The sequence below is a fragment of the Clostridium akagii DSM 12554 genome (genome assembly GCF_000686725.1).
GTDB classification, from domain to species: domain Bacteria; phylum Bacillota; class Clostridia; order Clostridiales; family Clostridiaceae; genus Clostridium_I; species Clostridium_I akagii.
On the sequence record NZ_KK366008.1, the window covers coordinates 122,207 to 148,185 of the forward strand.

Here is a 25,979-nt window from a genome sequence, read left to right on the forward strand (position 1 = left end):
ATATTAGTTATTATAACATTTTTTAAAATACATTTGTGCTATATTTTAAAACATGATTACTATAGGCTAAAAAGATGAGGTGTTTAAAATGACCATAATTGATTCATTAGACCCTGATGAACTAGCTATAATATCAAGTATAGTTGCTGTTGCTATAACAAAGGGTAAAAGTACTGATGACATTAATGTCATTGGCAATTTTATAGCTAGTTTAGGCGCAACAGTGCTTACCATTGCTGCTCAAGAGCAATATTTAAATGCCAAAGAAGAAAAGCGAAATCAAATAATGGACTTAGAAAATCAAATTGATAAACTAAAAAAAGATTTAAAATAAAATTGAAATTTTCCATTAAGTAAAATTTTCAAACTTTTAGCCCTTTTTATGGACTTGGTATAATTGATATTATTTATTAATATATATATTAATAAATTTTAAGTTGGTGATAAATGTGTCTAAAGATGATTTTTATACCTTTAGTGAATATATGAAAAGAGAAGATCATAAGCTTACTGCTTCAATGGAGGACTATTTGGAGATGATTTATAGAATTTCTTTAGATAAAGGTTTCACCAGAATTCATGATTTAGCAAAGGCTTTAAATGTTCAACCCCCTTCTGCAACTAAAATGGTGCAGAAGCTATCAGAATATGATTTTATTCATTACGAAAAATATGGAATATTAACACTCACTAAAAAAGGATTAAAATCAGGACTTTTTTTATTAGATAGACATAAAATTATAGAAAATTTTTTGAAACTGCTAGGAATTTCATCTGATCTTTTGGAACAAACTGAAAAAATTGAACATACCATAAACAATGAAACACTCTGTGCTATTAAAAATTTAGTTAACTTTTTAAGCAGTGACAGTGTTATTTTAAATAATTATATGGATTTTTCCGCAAAACAAATAAAGAGTTGATACTTATGTATATCAACTCTTTACTCCACATGTAATTGTTATCCATCCGTATTTGTTGTTTTGCTATGGGTGTCTATTGTAATTTCATAAAACTTCCACAATCAGTGCATTTAGAATCTTTAGCCAATGCTTCATGTTTAACTACTTGTATTTTCCTAAGCGTACAATATTTATTAGTTTTTTCATTAAATTTACATTCAGCTACTGCGCATGCAATACTACCATTATATCCATCATAACATGAGTAGTTTTCTTGTATATCCATTTGTCAATCACCTCACTTTTATTAAGCAAAGTTATTATAAACAATATAATAATATTTTATCCCATTATTCATTTATTCTTTTATTAATATACTTATACAAACTTATTTTTATATTTGACATCTCTTCATTTCTCGGAATGCAATCCAATGTTTTTTCTATATATCCTTTTTCTACAATATACTTCAAAGAAATATTGAAATTTATATCAAATATCCAAGAAAGCTTAATCAACCTTATATCATTTCTATTTCTAATGTATTCATGACTTGAGTTTTTTGAATTTAATATATCATCTATAAGTTCTTTTGAGTACCCATCAGTATTTGGTAATTCATGCTCGATGGCAGTATTTTTTTTATCTCCAGCTTCCTTATAATAATCCGTTACTACTTTATAAATATCTAATTTATCAGAATCTCTTATTATTTTAGAAAATAATATTGTTTTTTCATCCCCCGCATCATCAGGTATTTTAAACATATTGTGATGTTTTATAACTCTAAATATATAATTCTGTACTTTTAAATCTAGCTTTTCTAAAACTCCTTCATCCTTTATAATCTTTATTCCTAGCAATGCATGGTTTTCAGATACTTTATCATTGAATGTCCTGTAAACTTTAAACTGCTCAAATCTTCCTATATCATGAAGAAGTGCTGCAAGCTCCACTATATTTTCATCTTCTTCACTAAGATTTATATCTTTGCAAATCATCATGGCATTAAAACATACCCTTTTTGTATGTTCTTCCTTTAATTTTATATTTTGTTGAACATATTCATCATTACTATAAAAACTCTTTACATAATTATTAAACCAATTATAAAAATATTTCATATCTAAATTTTCCAATTAAATTCCCCCATAACTTATACCTGTTAACTTTTCGATTATACACTTTCCTTATATCTTACAATTAATTATATCACAAATTATTTGCATTATAATAATATGCTTATGATATAATGTTCAATATTAAAATTTTATATGGAGGTATATTATGACAAATTTTATTTTAGATATCTTTAAAGTCAGCACCATAGAGATATTTTATATCACAGGAATGATAATATTAGTTGGTTTTTTGTTAGGTATTTTAGAAAATATAATAAATTCAAACATGCAAAGAGCCTTTGGGTACAAGGGGATTCTTATAACTGCATGGCTTGGAACCCCAATTCACGAGCTTGGTCATGCTGCTATGTGCGTTATATTTGGTCATAAAATAAGTAGGATGAAACTATTACAACTTAATAGTGGCGATGGAACTTTGGGGTTTGTGGAACATTCGTATAATAAAAATAATATTTATCAAAGAATTGGAAACTTTTTTATTGGAATAGGCCCTATTTTTAGCGGGATTTCTGCATTATTAATTGGTTTATACTTATTATTACCAAATTCCATTAATGTATTCGAAAATAGCTTTAAAAATAATATCACTTACAACAAAGTTGATTTAAATCTTATTAAATGGAGTATCTTAAATTCAGCTTCTCTTATTAAATTTATTTTTACTATAAATAATTTAAGCAAAATAGGGTTTTGGGTTTTTATTTTGTTAGCCTTTGCTATTTCATCACATATTGCTTTAAGCAAACCAGATATTAAAGGAGCTCAAGATGGTCTTATAACACTCTACATTTTACTGATTTTTTCCAATACACTAGCAAAATATTTTAGTATTAATACTTTAGACTATATTATAAAAATAACCAAATACAATGCTTATTTTTCATCTTTATTATTCATGGCTCTTATATTTTCTATTATTTCATTTTTCATTAGCTGCATTGCATACTACATTAGAAAATTACTCTAATGTAAAATTACTAGCTACAATTTACAAGTATTTATTGTGACAATAGTACATGTTTTTCATATTATAGTATATAGATATTTAATACGGAGGTACCTAATTGAAAAATGGCATTAATAAAATAGACCCACCTGATGAAAGTGAAACACTGGCGGAAAACATAGATACAGTAGATCCTTCTTTGATGTATTCAATGAGTTATATTGATTCTACTTTAATGCAAAGGAAAAAATCTGGTAGTCACCATCATCCAACAACTCCCTATAAAAATCATGGTGAATATCACACGCAATTTTACCCTATAGAACGCCCCTATGGTTACTACCAAAATTATTCACCTTACTATAATTTCCCATATGAATATTTTATACCATTTATGCCTTTTGGTTATCAATTAGATGAATATGATGAATACTAAACAACAACAATCGGGTAATTAATTTATTATTACCCGATTGTTGTTGTTTTACTAAATATTTAATATTATTAATAAAATTAGCTATTTGAATTTTTATTTTTGCCATAAGCATAAGCGGATTCGTTTAATTTATTAGTCTCTACAGACTGTGGAATTTTATTTTCAGGGTTTCTATCGTCATAAATTTTTATTTTCTCCGGTGAAGTTTTTGCCATTGAACGTTTTGCCATTGTATACACCTCCAAAAGTATTTTTTGCACCAACTAAATTTTTATACCTAGTATAATTTTGAAAATCAATGAATAAACATTTTATTATGTGCTTGGAAATTCCATAAGCTATATTGCTATATTTTATATATAAGTAATATAGGCCCATATTTTTTCAATAATTTTAATTTGAATATTTGTATTATTTATAATAAATAGAATTTTATATTTATTCGTAAAATAATATGGTTTTTCTAGTGTTTTTTCGCGCAAAATAAGTTAATATATAAATATGTTATATATTTAATTAAAAGTTCATACTTTCAAGCTTAAAATTGGGGGAGGTTTTTTAAATGCAAAAAAAAGAAATGGTTGCGATGATTTTGGCAGGTGGTCAAGGAAGCAGATTGGGGCTTCTTACTAAAAATATTGCAAAACCAGCAGTCCCTTTTGGAGGAAAGTACAGAATTATCGACTTTACATTAAGTAATTGTTCTAATTCTGGAATTGACACCGTTGGGGTTTTAACCCAATATAAACCATTTGTATTAAACAGGCACATTGGGATAGGGGTACCTTGGGATTTAGACAGAACAAATGGTGGGGTTTATGTCCTTCCGCCATATATGGAAGAGGAAGGCGGATGCTGGTACAAAGGGACAGCTAATTCAATATTCCAAAATATACATTTTATAGATTCTTATGATCCTGAATATGTTCTTGTGCTATCTGGAGATCATATTTATAAAATGGATTATTTGAAAATGCTAGAAAATCATAAAAAAACAGGTGCAGATGCAAGTATCGCAGTAATAGAGGTTTCCATGGATGAAGCTAGCCGTTTTGGAATAATGAATACTAAAGAAAACAACGAAATTTATGAATTTGAAGAAAAACCAAAGGAGCCAAAAAGTACTATGGCCTCTATGGGAATATATATCTTTAACTGGAAAGTTTTAAGAAAATCTTTGATTGAAGACCAAGAAGATGAGAACTCAAAAAATGATTTTGGAAAAAATATAATACCCAAAATGCTAGCTGGAGGAAAAAAATTATTTGCATATCCTTTTAAAGGATATTGGAAAGACGTTGGTACTGTTGATAGTCTCTGGCAGGCAAACATGGATATGTTAGATGACAATAATATGCTGGATATTCATAATCCATATTGGAAAATTTTCTCTGTAAACCCAATAAGTCCTCCACAATATATAGCCTATGACGCTGTGGTTAAAGGCTCTTTAGTTGTTGAAGGTTGCACAATCTTAGGCGAAGTTAATAATTCTGTTCTTTTTCCAGGAGTTCACATAGGTAAAAATTCAAAAATATATGACTCTGTTGTTATGCCAAATGTGTATATTGGAGATAACGTAACAATTAGAAAATCAATTATAGATAGTAATGCTGTTATATCAAATAATTGTGTTGTAGGTAATAAAGATGAAATAACTGTAATTGCAGAAGGGAATCAAATAAAAGAAAGTGCGGCAGTTTAGATAAATGTGGGGTGGTATAAATGCTTTCAGATTACATGGGTATATTAAGTTTAAATGAAAAAGAGGACAACATAGAAAATTTAACAAAAAACAGATTGATTGCTTCTATTCCAATAGCAGGAAGATACAGAGTTGTAGATTTTGTGCTCTCGAACATGGTAAATTCAGGTATAACAAACCTAGGTGTATTTACACAAAGTAAATCAAGATCTTTGATTGATCATATTGGCTCTGGAAAACCTTGGGATCTTGATAGAAAAATTGATGGTCTTTTCATATTTAATTATGGTGAAAGTAATACTACCCTAAGTGACATCGAAATGATTAAAAACAATATAGAATACCTATACCGAAGTAAAAAAAATATGATAGTGATATCCTGCTCATCCATGGTTTGCAATATTGATTATGAATCCGCTGCTCGGTTTCACGAGGACTCTGGAAAGGATATCACCATTATCTACAAAAAGGTTAAAGTAAGCAATAAATGTTTTAGAGATTGTAATATTTTAAACATTACTAAGGATAATTTAGTATCTGGTGTTGGCAAAAACGTTAGACTTTTTACTCCTAATTCTAATGATGACTTACCCCGTGAATCCACAGTGGACTTGTCTATGGATATGTTTATCCTAAGCAAAAGTACACTAATAAATTTATTAAATAATTGCATAAAAACGGGATATTCGAGTGACTTTCGAAATTGTATATATAATAATATTATGAACTTAGAAGTTAACGCCTATGAATTTAAAGGGCATTTATCATATATTAATTCCATTCAGTCATATTACAAAGCTAATATGGACATTTTAAACCTTGAAGTTAGCAATGACTTGTTTTTTGCTAATGGTGTGATTTATACAAAAGTCATGGACGAACCTCCTACTAAATATTTTAGTACTTCTGATGTATCTAATTCACTAATTGCCAATGGATGCCTCATTAAAGGTACCGTAAAAAGTAGCGTAATTTCTAGAAGAGTGTATATTGAGGAAGGAGCAATTATTAACAACTGCATTATTATGCAAGGTTGTAAAATTAAATCAAATGCAAAACTAAACAATATGATTGTAGATAAAAATAATGTCATTGAAGAGAATGTTGAATTAAAAGGTACCGTTGACTTTCCATTAGTTTTAGAGAAAAGATCATTATATTAAGAGGAGTAGATTGTATGAACGTTTTATTTGCAGCATCTGAATGTTTTCCTTTTATAAAAACTGGTGGACTTGCAGACGTAGCCTTCGCACTTCCAAAGGCACTGAGGAAAATAGGTATTGACGCTAGGGTAATTCTTCCTAAATATGGTGCTATATCCTCTTACTTTAAATCTAATATGAAGCATATTGCCTCTTTTGAAGTGCCTGTTGGCTGGCGACAACGATATTGTGGACTGGAATATTTAGAGCATGATGGAATCCCTTTTTATTTTATTGACAATGAGTTTTATTTTTGTAGAGATGATACCTATGGGTATTATGATGAAGCTGAAAGATTTGGATATTTTTCAAGAGCTGTACTTGAATCCATAAATTACCTAGGAAGTTTTACTCCAAATATTATTCATTGTAATGATTGGCAGACTGGAATGATTCCTGTGATATTAAAAGATATATTCAGATTCAGTGAACGTCACAATAATATTAAAACAGTGTTTACTATCCACAATTTAAAGTATCAGGGAGTTTTCGATAAAAACATTTTAGGTGAGCTGCTTTGCCTTAATGATGGCTATTTTAATGAAAACGCGCTTAAATTTCGCGATGGTGTTTCCTATATGAAGGGTGGTATTATATTTTCTGATAAAATATCCACGGTTAGTAATAGTTATGCCCAAGAAATTCAATCACCCTTTTTTGGAGAGAATCTTGATGGTCTTTTAAGAAATAGAAGTTATGATTTATGGGGAATAGTTAACGGTGTTGACTATGATGTATACAATCCTGCAACTGATAATAATATAGAAACTAATTATGATTCAGAAAGGTTCTATAACAAAGTACAAAACAAACTTCATCTTCAAAAAATATTAAATATGCCTGTAAACCAAGAGATTCCATTAATAGGTATCGTGTCAAGGCTTGTGGATCAAAAGGGTTTTGACTTAATTTCACATATTTTAGAAGATTTACTGCAGGATAACATTCAGCTTGTGGTACTTGGTACTGGCAGTGAAATATACGAAAATATGTTTAGATATTTTGCACAAAAATATCCTGGAAAACTTTCAGTAATTTTACAGTTTGATAATTCACTAGCTCAAAAAATATATGCCGGTTCAGATATGTTTCTAATGCCTTCATTATTTGAACCTTGTGGCATAGGCCAACTAATAGCCCTGAGATATGGTAGCATACCAATTGTTCGTGAAACAGGTGGCCTTAGGGATACAATCCACTCATTTAATGACACAAATCAGCAGGGCAATGGTTTCACTTTTGAAAATTATAATTGTTATGATCTATTATATACAATTAGAAGAGCAGAGTATTTCTATTATGAGAAGAAACACATATGGAGAAATTTGGTTCGTAATGGTATGAATGAGGATAATTCTTGGACAAAATCTGCACATAAATATGCAGAATTATACTCGTACTTATGATTTTGCATATTCAAAAAAATAGAAACCCAGCATACTAGCTTAACTTGTTATTTTCAGATGACTTAGGCTAACAATAAAAGTAGGGATGAAAGTAGATTTGCTTAAAAAATCTACTTTCATCCCTACTTTATTAATTTTTAACTTAATGATATTTACTTTAACAATCCAATTCTATTAAATGGATAAACAATAAATCTAGCTTTACCCTTAATATCAGACCATTGAATATAAGAATTTTTCCAGTACCTTGAATCAAGAGAATTAACTCTATTATCTCCCATAAAAAAATATTCCCCTGCTGGAACTTTATACGTGCCGCCTTTTCCCCCATTATATACTACATATGGCTGATCTGATAATTTACCATTTACATATACCTTACCACTCTCAGTAATACTAATAGTATCGTTAGGTAGTCCAATAAGCCTCTTTATGAGTTCTTCATTCAATTCTTTTGAGTTGAATACTACAATATCTCCCCTTTTCAAGCTGTTTCTGTTGTACACTTTAGTAACTATTAATTGATCATTAACTTGGATTGTTGGTGACATAGATGCCGTTGGAACAACAACTTTATAAAATATAAACTGGCGAATTAACATAGCTAATATAAACGCAATAACTATAGGTACTATATAATCGCTAATAATTTTTTTTACTCTCATTTTAACCTCCAAAGCTATAATTATTGTTCATCCAATACTATTTTATCAAATTGTGAATTATATATTTTTCTTCTTTCCAAAGACCATACCTGATCAGACATTTCACCAGGTTTTACAGAATCAACAGCCTTTTTCATATCATACATTGTTGCATCCATATCATCTAAGTAATGTAGCATTTCAGCTTCTGGAAGCATAGGTTTCTTTGGGCTACCATATTCTGGTTCATAATGATGAGCAAGGACCATGTGCTGTAAAATCATTGAAACTTCTTTATCTACTCCAAGAACATCTGCCGCTGCCCTTATCTTCTCAGCACCCATTACGATATGTCCCAGCAGTTGACCTTGAATAGTATAATCAGTCACTATACCTAGTTCTGAAGCATCCATTTCTTCAAGCTTAGCCATATCGTGTAATATTACTCCCGCATATACTAAATCTGTATTCAGAAAGCTATAAACCTTACATAGACCTTCTCCAGCTTTTAACATAGTTGTTACATGATATAATAGCCCTGATCTAATAGAGTGATGATTTTTTTTGGCAGCCGGAAAATTCATTATCTTTTCTCCAGATGCATCTAAAATATAACTTACAATATTTTTTATATCTTGATTTTTTATTTTTTCGATAAATTCTAACACATTTAAGTACATATCTTCTGCTGAATCTGGTGCTGAAGCTACAAAGTCTGTTATATCCACTTTATCTTCATCATTAGAAACCCTGATTTTATCAATTTTAAGCTGTAAGTTATTTTGCCACTCCACCACGGAGGCTCTAACTTTAACTAGGACATTTTCCTTATAGGCTTCTTTATCTTCATCCGATGCATCCCAAAGTTTTGCACTAATCTCACCGGTTTTATCACCCATAGTAAAATCAAGGTACTTCTTGTTATTTGTTGACATTCTACTTGAAACAGATTTTATTATATAAAAACTATCTACCTTTACTCCAGCTTGTAATTCGTTTATTCTCTTAAAAATCAATATGTTGCCTCCATTCATGCACGTAATATATTATTAGAATACCACAAAATAGAAATATGGTCTAATCCTATTTTAATTAAACGCAAAAAAGATGCCACCAAATCATGACATCTTTTAAATTTATTCCTTGATTTTTTTACCTGTAAATAAATCAATAATAAATATTACTACTGCTATAAGTAACAACCAATGAATCATTACTCCCGCAAACCTAAATACCACTCCCAGTAGCCAAATTATAACAACTACTGCACCTATCCATCTAAGTAACGTCATATAGATTCCACCTTTCAATGGTTTTGTATTACTTATAGTATGTATATTATGATTTTTTATTCTTCGTTAAATTATTTACTTGCTGCTACTGCACTTGCACCACTTGCAATAGTAGCATTTGTACCACTAACATTCTGCTTCTGGGCAAGAGCCTGTACAATTGTATTCAATAATTCTGACGTGTCACTCGTACTTCCACCAATGCTACCAATACCACTAGTGCTATCGCTACTACCATCATCACTGCTACTATCGTCACTACTGCTTGAACTTGAAGATAAGCTTTGTAATGCTTGTAATTGAATCATTTGTTGAATATTTTTCGAGTTCTGTGTCAAAGAATCCAAACCAGTTGAACCAGTGCCAGTAGTTGAATTAACAGCATTGGCTGTACTACTTGTATTACTACTTGAACTTTTCAATAATTCATCTAAAAGTGATGAAAACAATGAACTAGTACTACTTGTATCTGAACTAGAATTACTGCTACTATTTGAAAGTGTTTGCTGCAATGCTTGAAGCTGGCTTAATTGAGACGTTTGATCAACTTGCATAAAAATTCCTCCTTAAGAATAATATTTCATTATAATTTTACAGCATTTGACGTAATTTTTAAACAAAAACACATAAAAACCATAATTTTTCATTAAAATTTACTCTTTGTTCATATAATGCGTTCTGCTAAGCCATTTATACATCTTCCGGGCAATACATTTTTAACAATTTCATTTTTATATACCACAAGTTTACCATTTACAATGACATAAGGTATACCTTCAGGTTTAGCATCAGGAAATCCTTGATCAGGAAATTTTGCTCGATCACATATTTTATTAATATCAAAAATCACAATATCTGCATCTGCTTCTTCTCTCATCCTGCCTTTATTTGCTAACCCAAGCGTTATAGATGGAAGAATAGTACATTTTCTAACAGCTTGTACTAATGTTAAATCTTTTCTCTCACGAACCATTTTTCTAAAAAATCTTGGAAAAGTTCCTGAATTTTGAGGATGTCCTTCACCAGTCTTTCCTGTAGGGCTTGGTCCTGTGTCTGAAGATAACATTACATAGTCTTTTTTTAAAGCCTCATATAATTCCTCTTCCACTCCAGCAAAACATATTACACTTTCATCTTTGTTATACTCTCTAAGTTCATTATACATTTCAGTTGTTAATCTTTTACCTTTATACTTACCAGTTGCCACTAGCATATTTTCATATTTCCACCCGAATTTTTTTATATAATCTTCATCATATATTGTAGAACCTATAAAAGTGGAAAATGCACTATACATACCACTATCAATGGATATTTTTAAACCTTTTTCTCTTGCCTGATCAACCATAGCCAGTGCTTCAGTCATTATACCTGTACCATATTGATAAACAAAATGTGATATTAACACATGAGCACCTGTCTCCTTAGATATTTCTATGGCGTGCCTAAGTGATTTTAAATTTCTTGGTAAATTAACATTTGTGTGTATAGGAACAACTTTGTTATACTTTTTAGATACTTTACTTAATTCAATTACCTCTTCCTTTGATGATCCTGGCGCATACTCAATACCGAAAGATAATCCGATAGCACCATCTTCGAAAGCATTTTCAGCAATGTGGCACATTTTGTAAATTTCTTCATTATTAGCTGAAATATATGGATTGTTTATACCAACTGCTTCCCTTAAAGTAAAAGAATGTCCAATTAATTGAGCTTGATTTATCAAAAATCCTACTTTATTTTGATTTACAAAAAAATTTCTTAAATCAAGAGGACCACAACCACAGTTGCCCCCTACTGTAGTTGTTATTCCTTGAAGCACTGAAAGTTTTCCACATTCTATGTGACCATCTATATGAGCATGAATATCTATGAAACCAGGGCTTACAATAAGTCCAATAGCGTCTATTTCTGTTTTTCCAATAATATTTTCATCAGTTATTTTTGCTATTTTTGCGCCTCGTATACCGATATTTTTGTAGATGATATTCCCATTTTCAGGGTCTACAACTGTACCATTTTTAATAACTATATCATAATTATCCATATCGTCACTTCCTAATTTGAGACCTCTACAAAAAAATACCGATAATCGTCGGACGTATCATAGCATATTTTTCTTTAGATATCTTATTGTTGTTTAAATTCTGACCAAATCGAATCAAATTCCTTAGATGCACTACCCGCATCTTCTAAATGTTTACCCTTTTTCAATTCTTCTTGAGGTACATAAACAGCTTTATTATTAAGAAGTTCCTGTGGCATATATTTTTTAGCTGCTGTATTAACATTAATATATTCTATGCTTGTTGTGACTTTACTGCTTTCTTTACCATCTAGCAAGAAGTTTATCAATGTTTCGGCATTTTTTTCATGTGGTGCCTTAACAGGTACTATTAGATTATCCTCTTCAAACTGCATTCCATCTTGTGGATAAACAATTTTAAGTTTTGGATTACCTTTAATTGCTGCTGACGCCTGAGATCCCCACATAACTCCAATTGATGTATCTCCATTAATCAAACTTGTGTGTGGTGTGTCTGCATCAAATACTTTAACATTAGGTCTTAGCTTTGTAAGTTCTTCTTTAGCTTGTGCTAGTTTTGCTGTATCTGTTTCATTAATGCTATAACCAAGTTTTGTTAATGCCATACCTATAACGGATCTTGGATCATCTAGTAAAACTTCAGAGCCCTTTAATGAAGGATCCCATAAATCATTTATTCCCTTAATATCTTTTTTAACTTTATCTGGATTGTAAACTATCATTTCGCTTCCAAGTGAATAAGGCACAGAATATTTATTTGTCTTATCAAAATATTGTCCTAAATATGCCTTATCAATATTTTTGTAATTTGGAATTGCTGATTTATCAATAGGCTGAATTAATACTTGTTTCTGCTTACCCATAATCTGCACCATATAATCCGCACAAATTATCACATCGTATTCTCCACCCTTAACCGCTTGTAACTTTGCAAGCATCTCTTCGTTTGTAGCGAAGTTACTATAATTGACCTTAATTCCTGTCTTTTTTTCAAAATCTTTAATTACATTGTCTGGAACATAATTTGCCCACGTAAAAAGATTAACTACTTTTTCAGTACTTTTATTTTCTGAACTAGATTTTCCGCAACCAGCAAGAGAAAATGCTGCAATGGAAACTGCAAGCACCACACTTAGCACTTTAAATTTTTTCTTTAACATATCAAAATCACCCCTAAATTTTTTATAATCTTAAAATTCCTTTTAACCTTTTATTCTATTTTTTTCTTTTTTAGCTTTGTAACCTGCGATAATATTAAAACAACAAAAGTTGCTAATAGCATTATTGTACACAATGCATTTATTTCTGGTGAAAGCCCGAAACGAAGCATTGAAAATATCTTTATTGGAAGAGTAGTGCTTTCTGGTCCGCTTACGAAGAAATTTATAATAACATCATCTAATGAAAGTGCAAATGCAAGCATAGCACCTGAAATTATTGCTGGAAAAATTAATGGAATAGTTATAGTTCTAAACACAGTGAATTTTGATGCTCCTAAATCCATTGCAGCCTCTTCAACTGACATGTCAAAACCTGCAAGTCTGGATTTAACATTTATAAGTACAAATGGTATACAAAATGTTGTATGTGCAAGTACTAATGTAAGTATACCAAAATCCATTTGAAGAGCTGAGAAAAATACTAATAATGATATTCCCATAATTATTTCTGGTATCACAATTGGAATATAAATGAGTAAATCCATTGCACCTTTCCCTTTGAATTTTTGCCGCTGAAGTCCGATGGCACCCACTGTTCCAATTACTGCTGATATAGCTGTACTAATAGCTGCAATAGTTAAACTGTTAATAAGTGCAGTTATTACGTCATCATCGTTAAACAATGCGGTATACCAATCAAATGTAATCCCACTAAAAACTACGTTTGATTTAGTAGCATTAAAAGAATAAATAACAATTATTGCTATTGGCACATATAAAAATGCAAATATTAATAGTACATAGGCTCGTTCAAGTCTTCTTAATAATTTAGACTCCATTAAAACACCCCCATGTCAGAATTTTTACCAATAATTTTTACATAAACCAAAATCAAAATTAAAGATAAAAAAATCATTACTATGGAAAGTGCTGCTCCAAAAGGCCAATCTCTTGCTTCTAAAAATTGATTTCTAATTAAATTTCCAATAAGCATTACATTACTCCCACCCATTAAGTCCGGAATGAAAAATAGCCCAACCGATGGGATGAACACTAAAATACATCCAGCAACTATTCCCGGCATAGTGAGTGGTATTGTAACCGTTCTAAATGTCTTTAGCCTGCTAGCTCCAAGATCCTTAGCAGCTTCTATAAATGCTCTATCCATTTTATCTATAGAATTATATAGAGGAAGAACCATAAACGGAAACATTGTATATATCATTCCAATCATTACCGCTCCATAAGTATATAACATCTTTAATGGTTCTTTTATAATACCAGTTATAATCAAGGCATGGTTTAATACTCCACTAGTGCTAAGTATCACAATCCATCCATAAGTACGTATTAGTGAATTAGTCCAAAATGGTGCCATTAGTAATAGCATAATTACAATCTTAAACTTTTTTATTTTAGAAGCAAAGTATGCGAAAGGATACCCAAAACCCAAAGCAAATACCGTTGTAACAAAAGCAATAACTATAGAATCCCAAAACACCTTAACATACAATGCACTGCCCATTCTTGTGTAATTTGAAATGGTTGGCGTATAGACTATACCACCATCATTACCTCTTTGCATAAAACTAATAAACACAATATACAGAAGAGGTACAGCAACAAAAAAAAGCATCCAAAATGATATTGGAACTATAGTCAATATTTTTGTAAAATCAACTTTTTTCTTTTTCATTATCCTCACCTAACCTTCTTCAACTATAACTACATCCTCAGATTCAAAATACATCCAAACCTCACTACCTATGCCTATTAAATCTTTTTTCTTATCATAATCAGAAACTTTTATTTCCTGATTACTGGCCAGTTCCATAGTAGTTTTAATAATAGATCCAATATAACTATGTTCTTTTATTATTGCTTTCATACTATACTGGTGTTTCACCTTAGAATATTTTATATTTTCCGGTCTTATTAAAATATAACTCTCCTTGTTTTTTGAACTATCATAATTTTTATAATTAACACTGATTTTGTTTGGACCGAATTCAACTGTTATCTTTTCTTCGTCAATTTTTTCAATCTTAGTCTTAATTAAATTAGATTCTCCTATAAAACCTGCAACAAATTTTGTTTTTGGCCTTTCATATATATCCTCAGGACTACCTATTTGCTCTATTACGCCTTTGTTCATTACTGCTATCCTATCAGACATATTAAGTGCTTCCTCTTGGTCGTGAGTAACATAAACGAATGTAATCTGCAATTTTTTCTGAAGCCTTTTGAGCTCAATTTGCATCTGCTTCCTAAGTTGTAAATCCAGTGCTCCTAAAGGTTCATCTAGAAGCAATATTTTAGGATTATTTATTAGTGCTCTTGCTATGGCAACTCTTTGTTTTTGTCCACCACTTAGTTGCTCAATCTTTCTTTTTTCGTAGCCCTCTAATTGGACTAAACTTAGCATTTCGCCAACTCTTTTTTTTATTTCTATTTTATTAACCCTTCTAATTTTCAAACCATAGGCTATATTTTCAGATACATTCATATGTGGGAATAATGCATAATTTTGAAATACTGTATTTACATTTCTCTCGTGTGGCTGTTTATTCTCAACATGCTCACCTTCAAGTAGAACATTGCCACTGGTTGGACTTTCAAAACCTGCTATTATTCGTAAAGTAGTTGTTTTTCCACATCCACTTGGTCCTAGTAGTGTTAAGAACTCACCTTTATTTATTTTTAAAGATATATTTTTAATTACTTCTTGTTCCTCAAACTTTTTTATTATATTATCTATTTCTAATATGATTTCTGCCAATTTTAAAAATCACCTCCTGTATTCCTTATATAACATTGCTTTGGGGATATATATTCACCTATTTATCCTATATATATGCTTGGGAATAATTATAACATATTATTATTTGCATTTAAAGTTAATTACTCACAAATTATCTATAAAATAATGTGATTAAATATTATTTTATTATTTTATTATTTTTTTATTAATATTTATATCTATAAATTTTTCAATTGTTTCAGCCACTGCATCATTATTATTGTCTCTTTTAGTTATATAGTTTGCTGCACTTTTTATATAACTTTTAGCGTTGATTACTGCTACGCCAATCCCAGCTTTTTTTATCATTTCTAAATCATTACCATCATTTCCTATTGCAATGCATTGCTCTATGGAGTATCCATAATATTGTGCTAAAATTTCTAAGGCACTTCCTTTATTTACACCTTTTTTTGTTATTTCAAGTCCAAATTTCCCCGAATCCACTATTTCTATTTCATCTAAATTGCTTAACTTGTCCTTAATTTTCTGTAATAACCCTGAATCTTCATTATATATTTCAAGCTTTCCAATCTCGCATTTATTCTCTTTTATATATTTTTTTGAATCCGAAAGAATTCTAAATTCTATTCTCTTCTCCCTTGGGAGTAAAAAATTTCTTTCATAATACCTTTTTATAATGTTCTCAAATCTTTCCGAACACGCTATATCCCCATGAAAAAAATGATAATAAACATTATCAAAATCTATTCTTAGTGTATCAATTATTTTAAATAAAATATTTTCATCAATTTTTGCAACGTATATTTCTTTGCCATTATGATCAAAGATAAGACTCCCATTTAGCGCTATAAATGGTTGATTTTCATTTATAGCCTCTAATATAGGTTTTAGCAGTATTGGAACTCTTCCTGAACAAACCACTACTTTTGTTCCGCTCTGTGCAATTTTTTTAACTGCATTTAGATTTATTTCCGATATACTCCTATCATCCTTTAAAAAAGTACCGTCCATGTCAATTGCTAATAATTTATATTCCACTAGTTCACCCCAAATTTTGTCTTTGCATGTAAAAAAAACAGCCAGTATATCACCCTATTTTCTCGCCAATTTCTTATTTAAAGTCCTTGTATAACAGGCTTGGTTGTACTCCTGTATTATTTTGATATTTACCACTTTCATACTTATCATATTCACCTTCAACGCTATGATAATATATTTGACAAAGTTCAATATTAGGATATATTATTATTGGTTGTACACAAAATATTTCAAGCGTCCAGTATCCATGAAAACCAACATCTCCAAATCCAGCTGTAACATGAATAAATAATCCAAGTCTTCCAACCGAAGATCTTCCCTCAAGCATTGGAACATAATTTTCTGTGGCTGTATACTCAACAGTTCTACCTAAATACAATTTATTCCTCTCTAAAGTCAACCCCTCTTCAGGAATGATTAATTTACTTGCTTTATTTTCCTTTTTCATATCTAATACATTATTATCATAAACCAGAAGTTCATTATGCAATCTTAAATTATAACTATTAGGATTTATCTGTTCCGCATTGAATGGTTCAATTACTATATCTTTTCCTAGTTTTTTTAATATCTCTTTTCCTGACAAGATCATTTTTCATACGCCCTCTTTCCAATACAAAATCCTACACAATTATTTAGATTGTTTAGAATACTTGTTTTTTTGTAGCTGCACTTAAATTATAAAATATTATTGTGAATAATTCCACCTTATTTTTAATGCACAAATATTAATGACCTGTTTTTAGTATTTATATAAAATATGTTATTATAAGATTATACAAATTTATAAATGGAAATTGCACGTTTCAGTGTTAGTTAATAATCCATAAAATATTGGAGACATAAATATGATAACAAAACTAAAAAGAAATATGAGCTTTTATATTATTACCATAATTACGCTACTTGCATTAATTTTGAGATTATTTTGGATTTTAAATGTACCAACTGTTCCTGTTTCGGATTTTTTACAATATCATAGAGGTGCTCTTTCATTGATTGATGGTATGGGCTACAGAGTTTATGGACATATATCAGCCTACGAGCCCGTTGGTTATTCACTATTTTTAGCATTGATTTACTCAATTTTCGGTACCAGTTTTTGGGTTGCTAAAATAGGAAATTTAATTCTAAGTTGCACTTGTTTAATTTTTATATACTTAATTGCTAATAAAAGCTTTAATAAAAAAACAGCTTGTGTATGTGCTTTAATCTATGGAATTTTACCGCTGGAAATTATATATACTAGTGTTATTAGTACTGAAATTATATTTACAACTTTATATGTAGTTTTATTATATTTAATGCTTAAAAGAGACAATACTAAATATAATAACATAATTTTAGGAATACTCTTAGGTATTTTAACCTTAATAAAACCGTATATGATGATATATCAATGTTTAATATTTTTGTTTGATATTATAAGGTTACGGAGTTTTAAAAAACCCCTTGTGAATTTTCTAATTATAACAGGAGTTTTATTACTTACAATTTCCCCATGGACTATAAGAAATTACATGGTGTTCCATAAATTTATACCTGTATCTACTAATGGAGGCTATAATCTTTACGTAAATAATAACCCAAATGCCATAGGTTCTTGGAAAAATCCTTTGAAAATACATGGAAGTTTAATTTTAAAATATAAAGATAAAAATGATGATTTTTGGGATGAAGTTAAAGTTGATGAGGAAGGAAAAAAAGCCGCCTTAAGTTGGATAAAAAATAATCCTAATGCTTTCATAAAACTAGGATTTAAAAAAGTAAAAAACACCTTTCTAACATCAGACTCTGGTTTTTGGTCAACAGATTATTTAAGTACAGGTGGAAAGTCCCAATATAAAAATTTTCTACAATTGATAAATAAAAAGATTCACTTTTTTACTCTCATAATTATGTTTGTGTATTTTAGCCTACTTATAGCCAAAATATTTTATAAAAAAATTAATAACTCCCCTATACATATCATGATAATTCTAAATATCTTGTTTTTCTTAGCTGTAACATTTATGTTTGAAGGTCAACCACGCTACCTATTCCCATTATGGCCTATATTTATATTTGCTGGAGTTTACACCATTAAAGATTTAATATATTTATTATGCATTATATTAAAAAGATTAAGGAAAGCATTGTGATTATGCTTTCCTTAATCTGCATCAAATAAATCTTCTGTATTAAAATGTGAAGTTTCCATTTTTAAATACTTCTACTTTTTTACCATCTTCAGTTATTCCAGTTATGCTTAAATCCTTTGTCCCTACCATAAAATCTACATGTTCAAATGAATCATTTACACCAGCATTTTTTAGTTCTTCTTTTGACATGTTTTCATTTCCCTTAATACATACAGGATAAGCCTCACCAATAGCTAAATGGCAAGACGCATTTTCATCAAATAACGTATTATAATATAATATGTTTGAGCTAGAAATTGGCGAATCAAATGGTACTAATGCAACTTCCCCAAGATAATGTGATCCTTCGTCAGTTTCAATAAGACTTTTTAAGGTTTCATAGCCCTTTTCTGCAGTAAAATCTACGATTCGCCCTTCTTTAAATGTTATAACAAAATTAACAATCAAATTTCCATTATAATTTAAAGGTTTTGAACTAAATACTTTTCCATTTACCCCAGTCTTTAATGGCAACGTAAATACCTCTTCCGTTGGAATGTTAGGTGCAAATTCTGTGCCCTCAGGGGTTATTGACGAACCCCCAAGCCAAAGGTGACCTTTAGGTAACTCTATACTTAGGTCTGTTCCTAATTCATTTTTATATTTAAGGTATTTAAAGTTATTTTTATTTAAAAAATCCATGCTTTTTTTAAAATTATTCACGTGATCTACCCATGCTTTTACTGGATCTTCCATGTCTGCTCTTACTGCTTGAAATATAGAGGACCATAGCTTTTCTACTGCTTCTTCTTCTGATAGTTCAGGAAATACTTTTTTTGCCCAAGCTTTTGTAGGTATTGACACTACACACCATACATTCTTATCACTCATCATTCTTGATCTATACTCTGCCAAAGCTAAACTAGATGCTTTATTGGCCCTAGCAATTCTCTTTTGGTCCACATCTTTCATAAGCTCTGGATCAGATGCGGAGATGCTTAAAAAGGCAGCTCCATTTTCTGCATAAGAAGTATATAACTCCTTTCTCCACCCGGGGAACTCATCAAAGGTGTCTTCTTTACCGTTAAGATATTTTATCTTTGACAGTTTTTCGTCATTCCAACTCACAACAACATCTCTTGCACCTTCTTTATATGCAATTTCTGAAATCATTCTAGTGAATTCAGCGCATTCCACGGGAGAATTTATAACTAAGGTTTGATTATCTTGGATATTTACTCCTGTTTTTACAATTAGTCTAGCATACTTTTCCAAATAACATTTGTTCATTATTACACCTCTTTCCTTATACTATTTTATACAATTTTTAGTTTTATGTCCATATTTTTATTAAGTTGATAATGAGAACACTAATTTCAGCTTATTTTCAGCACTTTTTTATAGTATATAATGTGTTCCCTCTTATTTTGTATTATGCCTGTTAGCTGATTTTTTAATTAATTTTGCTCTAAGTGTGCAATCTATAAATCTTTCAATCATTTCTTCCTTTGTAGCCTTTGGTTCTATAAATATATTATATTTTTTACATAACTTATTAAAATCAGATTTATTTATATCGCAAGTTTTAATATAAGCAAGTGCACTTTTTACACTAGTCATAACCATTATACGTTTATATATCTCATCATTTGTCATTAGTCTTCACCTCAAATTCTTTAGTAATCATATCTATTATATATGATAATTAGTGCATTTTTTAAATAAAATTAAAATATGACGAAAAATATTTATGAGCTAGCTAGTCTATTTTGCTGTACTCAACCTAATAATCTTGAAAATCATTGTTATCATCCCACATCTTTTCAAATTGATCTTCAAAATCTTTTGCTGAACTTGAATCCTTTAATACCACTAAGACTTCATCATTTTTTGTGCTTGCCTGAGCTGTATAATTGTAAGACCCTGTTGTAACTATATTATTATCTACTATAGTTACCTTCATGTGCATAAGTCCACTATGTGAATTTACCTTCACTTGTATACCATTTTCCTTAAATATCTCAAGTACACCACTTTCAGATTTAGTGTTAGATTCCACCTTATCTGTTATTACTCTTACTTGTATACCTCTTTTTTTAGCATACAAAACTGCTTTAACAATGTCCTCCTTGGTAATATCATATATTGCTAAATCTAAACTACTTCTAGATGAATTTATTACATTAATCAATGCTTTTTCCGGTTGATCATTGTTTTTTGTAAAATAATACTGAACCATACTACTTCCACCATTATAAGCCACTGCCACCTGTTTACTGCTTGAACATCCTGATAAAAATAAAACCGCACATAAAGTTAAACTTACAATTTTTTTATACATATTAGCACTCCTCAACTTTTTAGTCACATTCATATTATGACCAAAATGTATTGGTTTTTAACACTAACTTCTTATTATTTCTTTAAATTCAGCCTTGGTTACATCACTAAGTAAATGTGGCTCTATTTCAATTTGCGTGCCTATTTTCCCTGCACTTATAATAATTTTATCCAATTGTTCTGCTGACTCATTAATAAATGTTTTATAACTCTTTTTCATTCCTATAGGTGAACATCCGCCTCGGATATATCCAGTATTCTTTTGTATCTCCTTAACATGTAACATATTTATATTTTTTTCTAAAGTTACCTGCGCTGCTTTTTTTAAATCCAATTCTTCTTCAACCGGTAGCACAAAAACATATAATTCTTTGCTCTGTCCCTCCGCTACCAATGTTTTGTATACCTCTTTTGAATCTCTGTGGATTTTTTGTGCTACGGAGGTTCCATCTATTTTACCATCTATTACATCGTAAGTAATAACATTATATTCGATTTTTTTTTGGTCAAGGATCCTCATGGCATTTGTTTTAACTTTTGACATTTTAAACACCCTCCTGCAGTACTTGTAGTTTTCCAATGCTATGCATCAATACTTTACATTATATCACCTTTTCATTGTTTATTTTAACCATAACTTAACATTTTTTATATTTTCACCTATTATATTAACTTAGGTATATTAAAAAAAATTCGATATTTGATTTGCTTTGGGTTATAATAATTTTGAGTCATAGTCACTATTCACTAAGTCATAAACGTTTTAATTCAGCAAGGCTGAAAGGGAGTGTAAACATGGATATACAAAATATTATTAATAATATACCAAAAGTAGAATTACATTGTCATATTGATGGCAGTATAAGACCGAAAACCATATTAGAATTAGCACTAACTGGCGGAATTGATGTGCCATTTTTTAATATTGAAGAAGCAAAACGTTATCTTCAGATTACAGGAGAATGTAACTCATTAAAAGACTATCTAGATAAATTTCATTTTCCTGTACGTGTTATGCAAAAAAAAATAAATATATATAGAATAATTATGGAGCTTATTGAAGATTCAAAAATGGATGGTATTATGTATACTGAACTAAGGCTTGCACCTCTTCAACACCTAAAGGGTGGACTCAGCCCTGAAGAAGTAGTTGAAACAGTATTAGAAGCCATGAAAGATGGAAAGGACAAATTTGGCGTTGTATCTGTTCTAATTTTATGTTCATTGAGACATGAACCTGTAGAAAAGTCTATAGAAGTTGTTAAATTAGCTAGAAAATATATTTCCAAGGGTGTGGTAGCCATTGATTTAGCGGGAAATGAAAGTGACTTTCCACCTGAAATTCATAAAAAAGCCTTTGACTTAGCTTATGAGTATGGAATAAATATTACTGTACATGCAGGGGAGACGGGTATTTGTGCCAATATATTAAAATCCATCATTGATTTACATGCTACAAGAATTGGGCACGGTGTTTTTGCATATAAGGATGATAAAACTTTAGTATATCTTATTGATAATCATATTCCCTTAGAAATGTGCCCCACCAGCAATTTACAAACAAAAGCAATTTCTGCTTACTGTGAACACCCAATAAGAACATATTTAAAAAATGGCATTAATGTAACATTAAATACTGACAACCGAACAGTGTCAAATATAACATTAACAGAAGAATATATGAATTTAATTTCAAAATTAGATTTTTCCATGGAAGAAATTTTGCAATTAATTAGAAATGGAATAAATTCTGCATTCGCTTCAAAACAATTTAAAACTACTATGTTAGAAAAATTCAATACATATGTAAGAGAGCTTCCTGAAATCTGTAAAAATTAATTTGTTTCTGCTAAACGCAAAATTGATAAATAGAGAATGGTTATATATTTGTATACTGAAATATACAACCATTCCCATCATATCTTCTACATTATACATTTATTGTTTCAAATAAGTATAATACAAAATTATATATACTTATTATAAAATATTAGCATCTCTTTTGTTCTTTCCCTCCCCTTTGTGATTTAGGTTATTAAAAGCAGGTCCTTCTATTATTTCGCCATCATAACTAAATCTTGAACCATGACATGGACAGTCCCAAGTACTCTCAGCTTCATTCCATACCAGTTCACATCCTAGATGAGTACAAGTAATATCAACTATATGAATCTTGGCATTTTCATCCCTATAAACTCCAAATTTTTTTGCATCTATAAGAATTATTTTAGCTTCACCATTTTTAATTGTTACATTACCGGGGATCTCTATTTTGCCCAATACAAATTCCTTTGCCACCTCTAAATTTTGCGATACCATTTTAGGTATAGTGGTAACATCAAATCTTGATGGATCGTATACTTCTGTCCATGGATTTTTTCCCTTTATAATTAGATCACTTAAGATCATAGCCGATGCAGTACTATTTGTCATTCCCCATTTTCCAAAGCCTGTTGCCACTAATATGTTTGGCGTACTTCTAGTAAGATATCCAACATAAGGAACGCTATCTACCGTTATATAATCCTGAGTTGACCACCTATATAATATTTCTTCCACTTTGAAATTCTCATCTGCAAACCTGGCTAAATTTTCATAATGAATATTTGTATTTGGACCTGTTCCTGTTCTATGATGCTCTCCCCCAACCAATACAATTTCACTATCATTATACTTTTGGCTTCTAAGTGAACGACCAGGATCTTCAGCAGATATAAACATTCCTTTAGGAAATTCATCCTTTAGTTTCGTAGCTAGAACATAAGATTTTTCTGCATACATTCTTGTAAAATACATTCCAAAACCATCATAGCAAGGAAAATGTGATGCTATAATAATTTTTGATGCCCTTACTTTTTTACCTTTATCTGTTACAATTATAGTGTTTTCTTTATCAATATCAACTACCTTAGTATGCTCAAATATATAACTTCCTGACCCTTCAATATCTTTTTCTATTGCTAATAGATATTTTAATGGATGAAATTGTGCTTGACATGGAAAAATTAGTGCTGCTTTTACTGCAAAAGGTAATGGTGTTTCCACTAAATAATTTGCTTTTATTCCTAACCTTAATGCAGCTTTCACTTCACTTTCAATTTTATTTACGTATTTATCATCTTGAGTATATACATAAGCTGGGCAGTAGGAAAAGTCGCATTGAATATTTTTTTCGTTAACTAAAGCTGCTATAAATTTTATTGCCTCCGCATTTGCATTTGCATATTGTTTTGCTTTTTCTTCTCCCATTTTAAGTATAAGTTTATTATAAATTAAATTATGTTGTATTGTTATTTTTGCTGTTGTGTGCCCAGATGCGCCATGAGTAATTTTATCTCCCTCAATTATTGCAACTTTCACGCCCTGTTTCTTAAGCAAAAATGCTGAGGTTATTCCTACCATTCCTCCACCAATTATAGCTACATCCACATCAATATCCTCATTTAGAGTCAGATAATCTTGATTTTGTGAAGATGAAATCCAATAAGACTCATGCTCACTATTTAGTCCTGATAAATTATTCATTTCAATTCCCATATATAAACCTCCAAATGTTTTTATTAAAGTAGTTATTTGCAGGTAAATTTTTTTTATGTATTAGGTGCTAAAATAAAAAAGGATGTACTAAAATGATATAAAAATCATCCTAGTACATCCACGTTCTAATTTAAATTATTTTGCTAAAATTTCTACTCCATCTTCTGTTACTAAAATTGTATGCTCCCATTGTGAAGATAGTAGTCCGTCATCTGTAAGAGCTGTCCAATCATTTTCTTCATCAACATATAACTCATGAGTACCTTCATTAATCATAGGCTCAACAGTAAATATCATACCTGGTGCCAAAATCATTCCCTCACCGCGTTTTCCATAATGAGCTACAAAGGGTTCTTCATGAAAACTAATTCCAACTCCGTGTCCACCAAAATCTCTTACTACAGAAAAACCATTTTTTTCTGCATGTTCCTGAATAACTGCGCCTATATCTCCCAAAAATCCCCAAGGTTTAATTGCTTCTATTCCTTTTTGTAAGCATTCCTTGGATACTCTTACTAGCTTCTTAGCTTCTTCGCTAACCTCACCGATCATAAACATTCTAGATGCATCTGAATAGTAGCCGTTAAATATAGTGGATACATCCACATTTATTATATCGCCACTTTTAATAATAACATCTTTACTTGGTATACCATGACATATTTCCTCATTTATTGATGTGCAAACACTTTTAGGAAAGCCTTGGAAATTAAGTGGAGCAGGTATTGCCCCTCTTTTTACTGTGTAGTCATGCACAAGCACATCTATTTCTTCTGTACTCATACCTGCTTTAATTTTTGAAGCTACTAAATCAAGTACTGCATCATTTATTTCACAGCTTTTTTTTATTCCATCAATTTGTTCTTTATTTTTAATTATATCTCTTGTAGGCACTTCAAATCCTTTATGTTTTAATGATTGCAATTTTTCATCAAAAACCAAATGACATTTTTTATATTTTAATCCACTTCCGCACCAACATTCATCGTTTCTACTTATATCCATTTTACATTCTCCTTATATAATAGGTTTATTGGTCAATTTAATGATAATATCAAGTAACTAAAATCACCACTCAAGAAAAAAGATTGCTACAAAAAAACCAGCAATCTTTTTCAAAATAAATTTAAAATCAAATCTAATTGCCTTAATCTAATCATTTATTATATATTAATTATAACTCATATAAAAAAAAATACATCAATTAATTGTATTCATTTGCATTTTTACTTCAATAAACTTTTAAAATATTGATATTAATATAGGTTTCTACTAGAAAAAGAGACATTAAAATG

General features: G+C 30.1%; 29 protein-coding genes. 9 read left to right on the forward strand and 20 right to left on the reverse strand.

The genetic code is table 11. The annotated features are described in order from the left end of the window. Positions 1-88 precede the first annotated feature (88 nt). Positions 89-334 (forward strand): hypothetical protein, encoded by a 246-nt coding sequence (locus BR66_RS0119090; protein WP_026884335.1) that lies wholly within the window; start codon positions 89-91, stop codon positions 332-334. A 115-nt stretch (positions 335-449) separates the two neighbouring features. Then, complete coding sequence (gene mntR, locus BR66_RS0119095) at positions 450-923, forward strand: transcriptional regulator MntR (protein WP_026884336.1); 474 nt, start codon at positions 450-452, stop codon at positions 921-923. 73 nt (positions 924-996) lie between these two features. On the opposite strand, the gene BR66_RS0119100 is transcribed toward mntR, so the two are convergent. Continuing rightward, positions 997-1,188 (reverse strand): DUF1540 domain-containing protein, encoded by a 192-nt coding sequence (locus BR66_RS0119100; protein ID WP_051624314.1) that lies wholly within the window; start codon positions 1,186-1,188, stop codon positions 997-999. Positions 1,189-1,252: 64 nt separating this feature from the next. After that, positions 1,253-2,041 carry an HD domain-containing protein gene (locus tag BR66_RS0119105; protein WP_026884338.1) on the reverse strand — a complete coding sequence of 263 codons (789 nt, stop codon included), beginning with the start codon at positions 2,039-2,041 and terminating at the stop codon, positions 1,253-1,255. Between the two features lie 148 nt (positions 2,042-2,189). Between BR66_RS0119105 and BR66_RS0119110 the strand changes: the two genes are divergently transcribed. Further along, the gene (locus BR66_RS0119110) at positions 2,190-3,011 is read left to right on the forward strand and encodes a membrane protein (protein ID WP_026884339.1); all 822 of its coding nucleotides are present in this window, start codon (positions 2,190-2,192) and stop codon (positions 3,009-3,011) included. 97 nt (positions 3,012-3,108) lie between these two features. Then, the gene (locus tag BR66_RS0119115; protein WP_026884340.1) at positions 3,109-3,426 is read left to right on the forward strand and encodes a hypothetical protein; all 318 of its coding nucleotides are present in this window, start codon (positions 3,109-3,111) and stop codon (positions 3,424-3,426) included. Positions 3,427-3,503: 77 nt separating this feature from the next. Here the strand turns inward: BR66_RS0119115 and BR66_RS25855 are convergent, their stop codons facing one another. Further along, complete coding sequence (locus tag BR66_RS25855) at positions 3,504-3,656, reverse strand: hypothetical protein (RefSeq protein WP_156946332.1); 153 nt, start codon at positions 3,654-3,656, stop codon at positions 3,504-3,506. 332 nt (positions 3,657-3,988) lie between these two features. On the opposite strand from BR66_RS25855, the gene BR66_RS0119125 reads away from it, so the two are divergent. Genes BR66_RS0119125 through glgA form a run of 3 tightly spaced genes read left to right on the forward strand, consistent with a single transcriptional unit; the run spans position 3,989 to position 7,739 of the window. Next, positions 3,989-5,131, forward strand: coding sequence for a glucose-1-phosphate adenylyltransferase (locus BR66_RS0119125; RefSeq protein ID WP_026884341.1), 1,143 nt, complete (start codon positions 3,989-3,991; stop codon positions 5,129-5,131). 20 nt (positions 5,132-5,151) lie between these two features. Next, entirely contained in the window at positions 5,152-6,294 is a 1,143-nt protein-coding gene (gene glgD, locus BR66_RS0119130) for a glucose-1-phosphate adenylyltransferase subunit GlgD (protein ID WP_026884342.1), read from the forward strand. Positions 6,295-6,308: 14 nt separating this feature from the next. Further along, on the forward strand, positions 6,309-7,739 hold the full coding sequence (gene glgA, locus BR66_RS0119135; protein ID WP_026884343.1) for a glycogen synthase GlgA: 1,431 nt from the start codon (positions 6,309-6,311) through the stop codon (positions 7,737-7,739). Positions 7,740-7,891: 152 nt separating this feature from the next. Here glgA and lepB read toward each other — a convergent pair whose 3' ends face one another. The 11 genes from lepB to dcd form a co-directional block, all read right to left on the reverse strand. Beyond that, on the reverse strand, positions 7,892-8,404 hold the full coding sequence (gene lepB, locus BR66_RS0119140; protein ID WP_026884344.1) for a signal peptidase I: 513 nt from the start codon (positions 8,402-8,404) through the stop codon (positions 7,892-7,894). A gap of 20 nt (positions 8,405-8,424) precedes the next feature. Continuing rightward, the gene (locus BR66_RS0119145; RefSeq protein WP_026884345.1) at positions 8,425-9,399 is read right to left on the reverse strand and encodes a 3'-5' exoribonuclease YhaM family protein; all 975 of its coding nucleotides are present in this window, start codon (positions 9,397-9,399) and stop codon (positions 8,425-8,427) included. Between the two features lie 120 nt (positions 9,400-9,519). Next, positions 9,520-9,675, reverse strand: coding sequence for a lmo0937 family membrane protein (locus BR66_RS25860; protein ID WP_156946333.1), 156 nt, complete (start codon positions 9,673-9,675; stop codon positions 9,520-9,522). Between the two features lie 71 nt (positions 9,676-9,746). Continuing rightward, on the reverse strand, positions 9,747-10,229 hold the full coding sequence (locus tag BR66_RS0119155) for a hypothetical protein (protein WP_026884346.1): 483 nt from the start codon (positions 10,227-10,229) through the stop codon (positions 9,747-9,749). Positions 10,230-10,339: 110 nt separating this feature from the next. Next, positions 10,340-11,725 carry an N-acyl-D-amino-acid deacylase family protein gene (locus BR66_RS0119160; protein WP_026884347.1) on the reverse strand — a complete coding sequence of 462 codons (1,386 nt, stop codon included), beginning with the start codon at positions 11,723-11,725 and terminating at the stop codon, positions 10,340-10,342. A gap of 83 nt (positions 11,726-11,808) precedes the next feature. Continuing rightward, entirely contained in the window at positions 11,809-12,885 is a 1,077-nt protein-coding gene (locus tag BR66_RS0119165; RefSeq protein ID WP_026884348.1) for a polyamine ABC transporter substrate-binding protein, read from the reverse strand. 50 nt (positions 12,886-12,935) lie between these two features. Continuing rightward, entirely contained in the window at positions 12,936-13,724 is a 789-nt protein-coding gene (locus BR66_RS0119170) for an ABC transporter permease (protein WP_026884349.1), read from the reverse strand. Then, positions 13,724-14,581, reverse strand: coding sequence for an ABC transporter permease (locus BR66_RS0119175; protein ID WP_035796642.1), 858 nt, complete (start codon positions 14,579-14,581; stop codon positions 13,724-13,726). The genes BR66_RS0119170 and BR66_RS0119175 overlap by 1 nt, the downstream gene beginning before the upstream one ends. Before the next feature lie 9 nt (positions 14,582-14,590). Then, positions 14,591-15,664 (reverse strand): ABC transporter ATP-binding protein, encoded by a 1,074-nt coding sequence (locus BR66_RS0119180; RefSeq protein ID WP_026884351.1) that lies wholly within the window; start codon positions 15,662-15,664, stop codon positions 14,591-14,593. A gap of 168 nt (positions 15,665-15,832) precedes the next feature. Continuing rightward, positions 15,833-16,687 (reverse strand): Cof-type HAD-IIB family hydrolase, encoded by an 855-nt coding sequence (locus BR66_RS0119185; RefSeq protein WP_026884352.1) that lies wholly within the window; start codon positions 16,685-16,687, stop codon positions 15,833-15,835. Positions 16,688-16,760: 73 nt separating this feature from the next. Then, a complete protein-coding gene (gene dcd / locus BR66_RS0119190; protein ID WP_026884353.1) occupies positions 16,761-17,279 on the reverse strand; it encodes a dCTP deaminase in 519 nt (172 codons plus the stop codon). Between the two features lie 256 nt (positions 17,280-17,535). Between dcd and BR66_RS0119195 the strand changes: the two genes are divergently transcribed. Next, complete coding sequence (locus BR66_RS0119195; RefSeq protein WP_026884354.1) at positions 17,536-18,828, forward strand: ArnT family glycosyltransferase; 1,293 nt, start codon at positions 17,536-17,538, stop codon at positions 18,826-18,828. Positions 18,829-18,867: 39 nt separating this feature from the next. Here the strand turns inward: BR66_RS0119195 and BR66_RS0119200 are convergent, their stop codons facing one another. The 4 genes from BR66_RS0119200 to ybaK form a co-directional block, all read right to left on the reverse strand. Next, positions 18,868-20,097: an aminopeptidase gene (locus tag BR66_RS0119200; protein WP_026884355.1), complete on the reverse strand. Its 1,230-nt coding sequence runs from the start codon at positions 20,095-20,097 to the stop codon at positions 18,868-18,870. 132 nt (positions 20,098-20,229) lie between these two features. Beyond that, entirely contained in the window at positions 20,230-20,463 is a 234-nt protein-coding gene (locus tag BR66_RS0119205; RefSeq protein ID WP_026884356.1) for a hypothetical protein, read from the reverse strand. Between the two features lie 127 nt (positions 20,464-20,590). Further along, positions 20,591-21,148, reverse strand: coding sequence for a phospholipase D-like domain-containing protein (locus tag BR66_RS0119210; RefSeq protein ID WP_026884357.1), 558 nt, complete (start codon positions 21,146-21,148; stop codon positions 20,591-20,593). Between the two features lie 63 nt (positions 21,149-21,211). Next, entirely contained in the window at positions 21,212-21,700 is a 489-nt protein-coding gene (ybaK, locus tag BR66_RS0119215) for a Cys-tRNA(Pro) deacylase (RefSeq protein ID WP_026884358.1), read from the reverse strand. 242 nt (positions 21,701-21,942) lie between these two features. Here ybaK and add point away from each other — a divergent pair, with 242 nt between their 5' ends. After that, a complete protein-coding gene (gene add, locus BR66_RS0119220; RefSeq protein WP_026884359.1) occupies positions 21,943-22,986 on the forward strand; it encodes an adenosine deaminase in 1,044 nt (347 codons plus the stop codon). 141 nt (positions 22,987-23,127) lie between these two features. Here add and BR66_RS0119225 read toward each other — a convergent pair whose 3' ends face one another. Together BR66_RS0119225 and BR66_RS0119230 are read right to left on the reverse strand one after the other, a co-directional pair. Beyond that, complete coding sequence (locus BR66_RS0119225; RefSeq protein ID WP_051624315.1) at positions 23,128-24,684, reverse strand: FAD-dependent oxidoreductase; 1,557 nt, start codon at positions 24,682-24,684, stop codon at positions 23,128-23,130. Positions 24,685-24,819: 135 nt separating this feature from the next. Then, complete coding sequence (locus BR66_RS0119230) at positions 24,820-25,689, reverse strand: methionyl aminopeptidase (protein ID WP_026884361.1); 870 nt, start codon at positions 25,687-25,689, stop codon at positions 24,820-24,822. Positions 25,690-25,979: the final 290 nt, after the last annotated feature.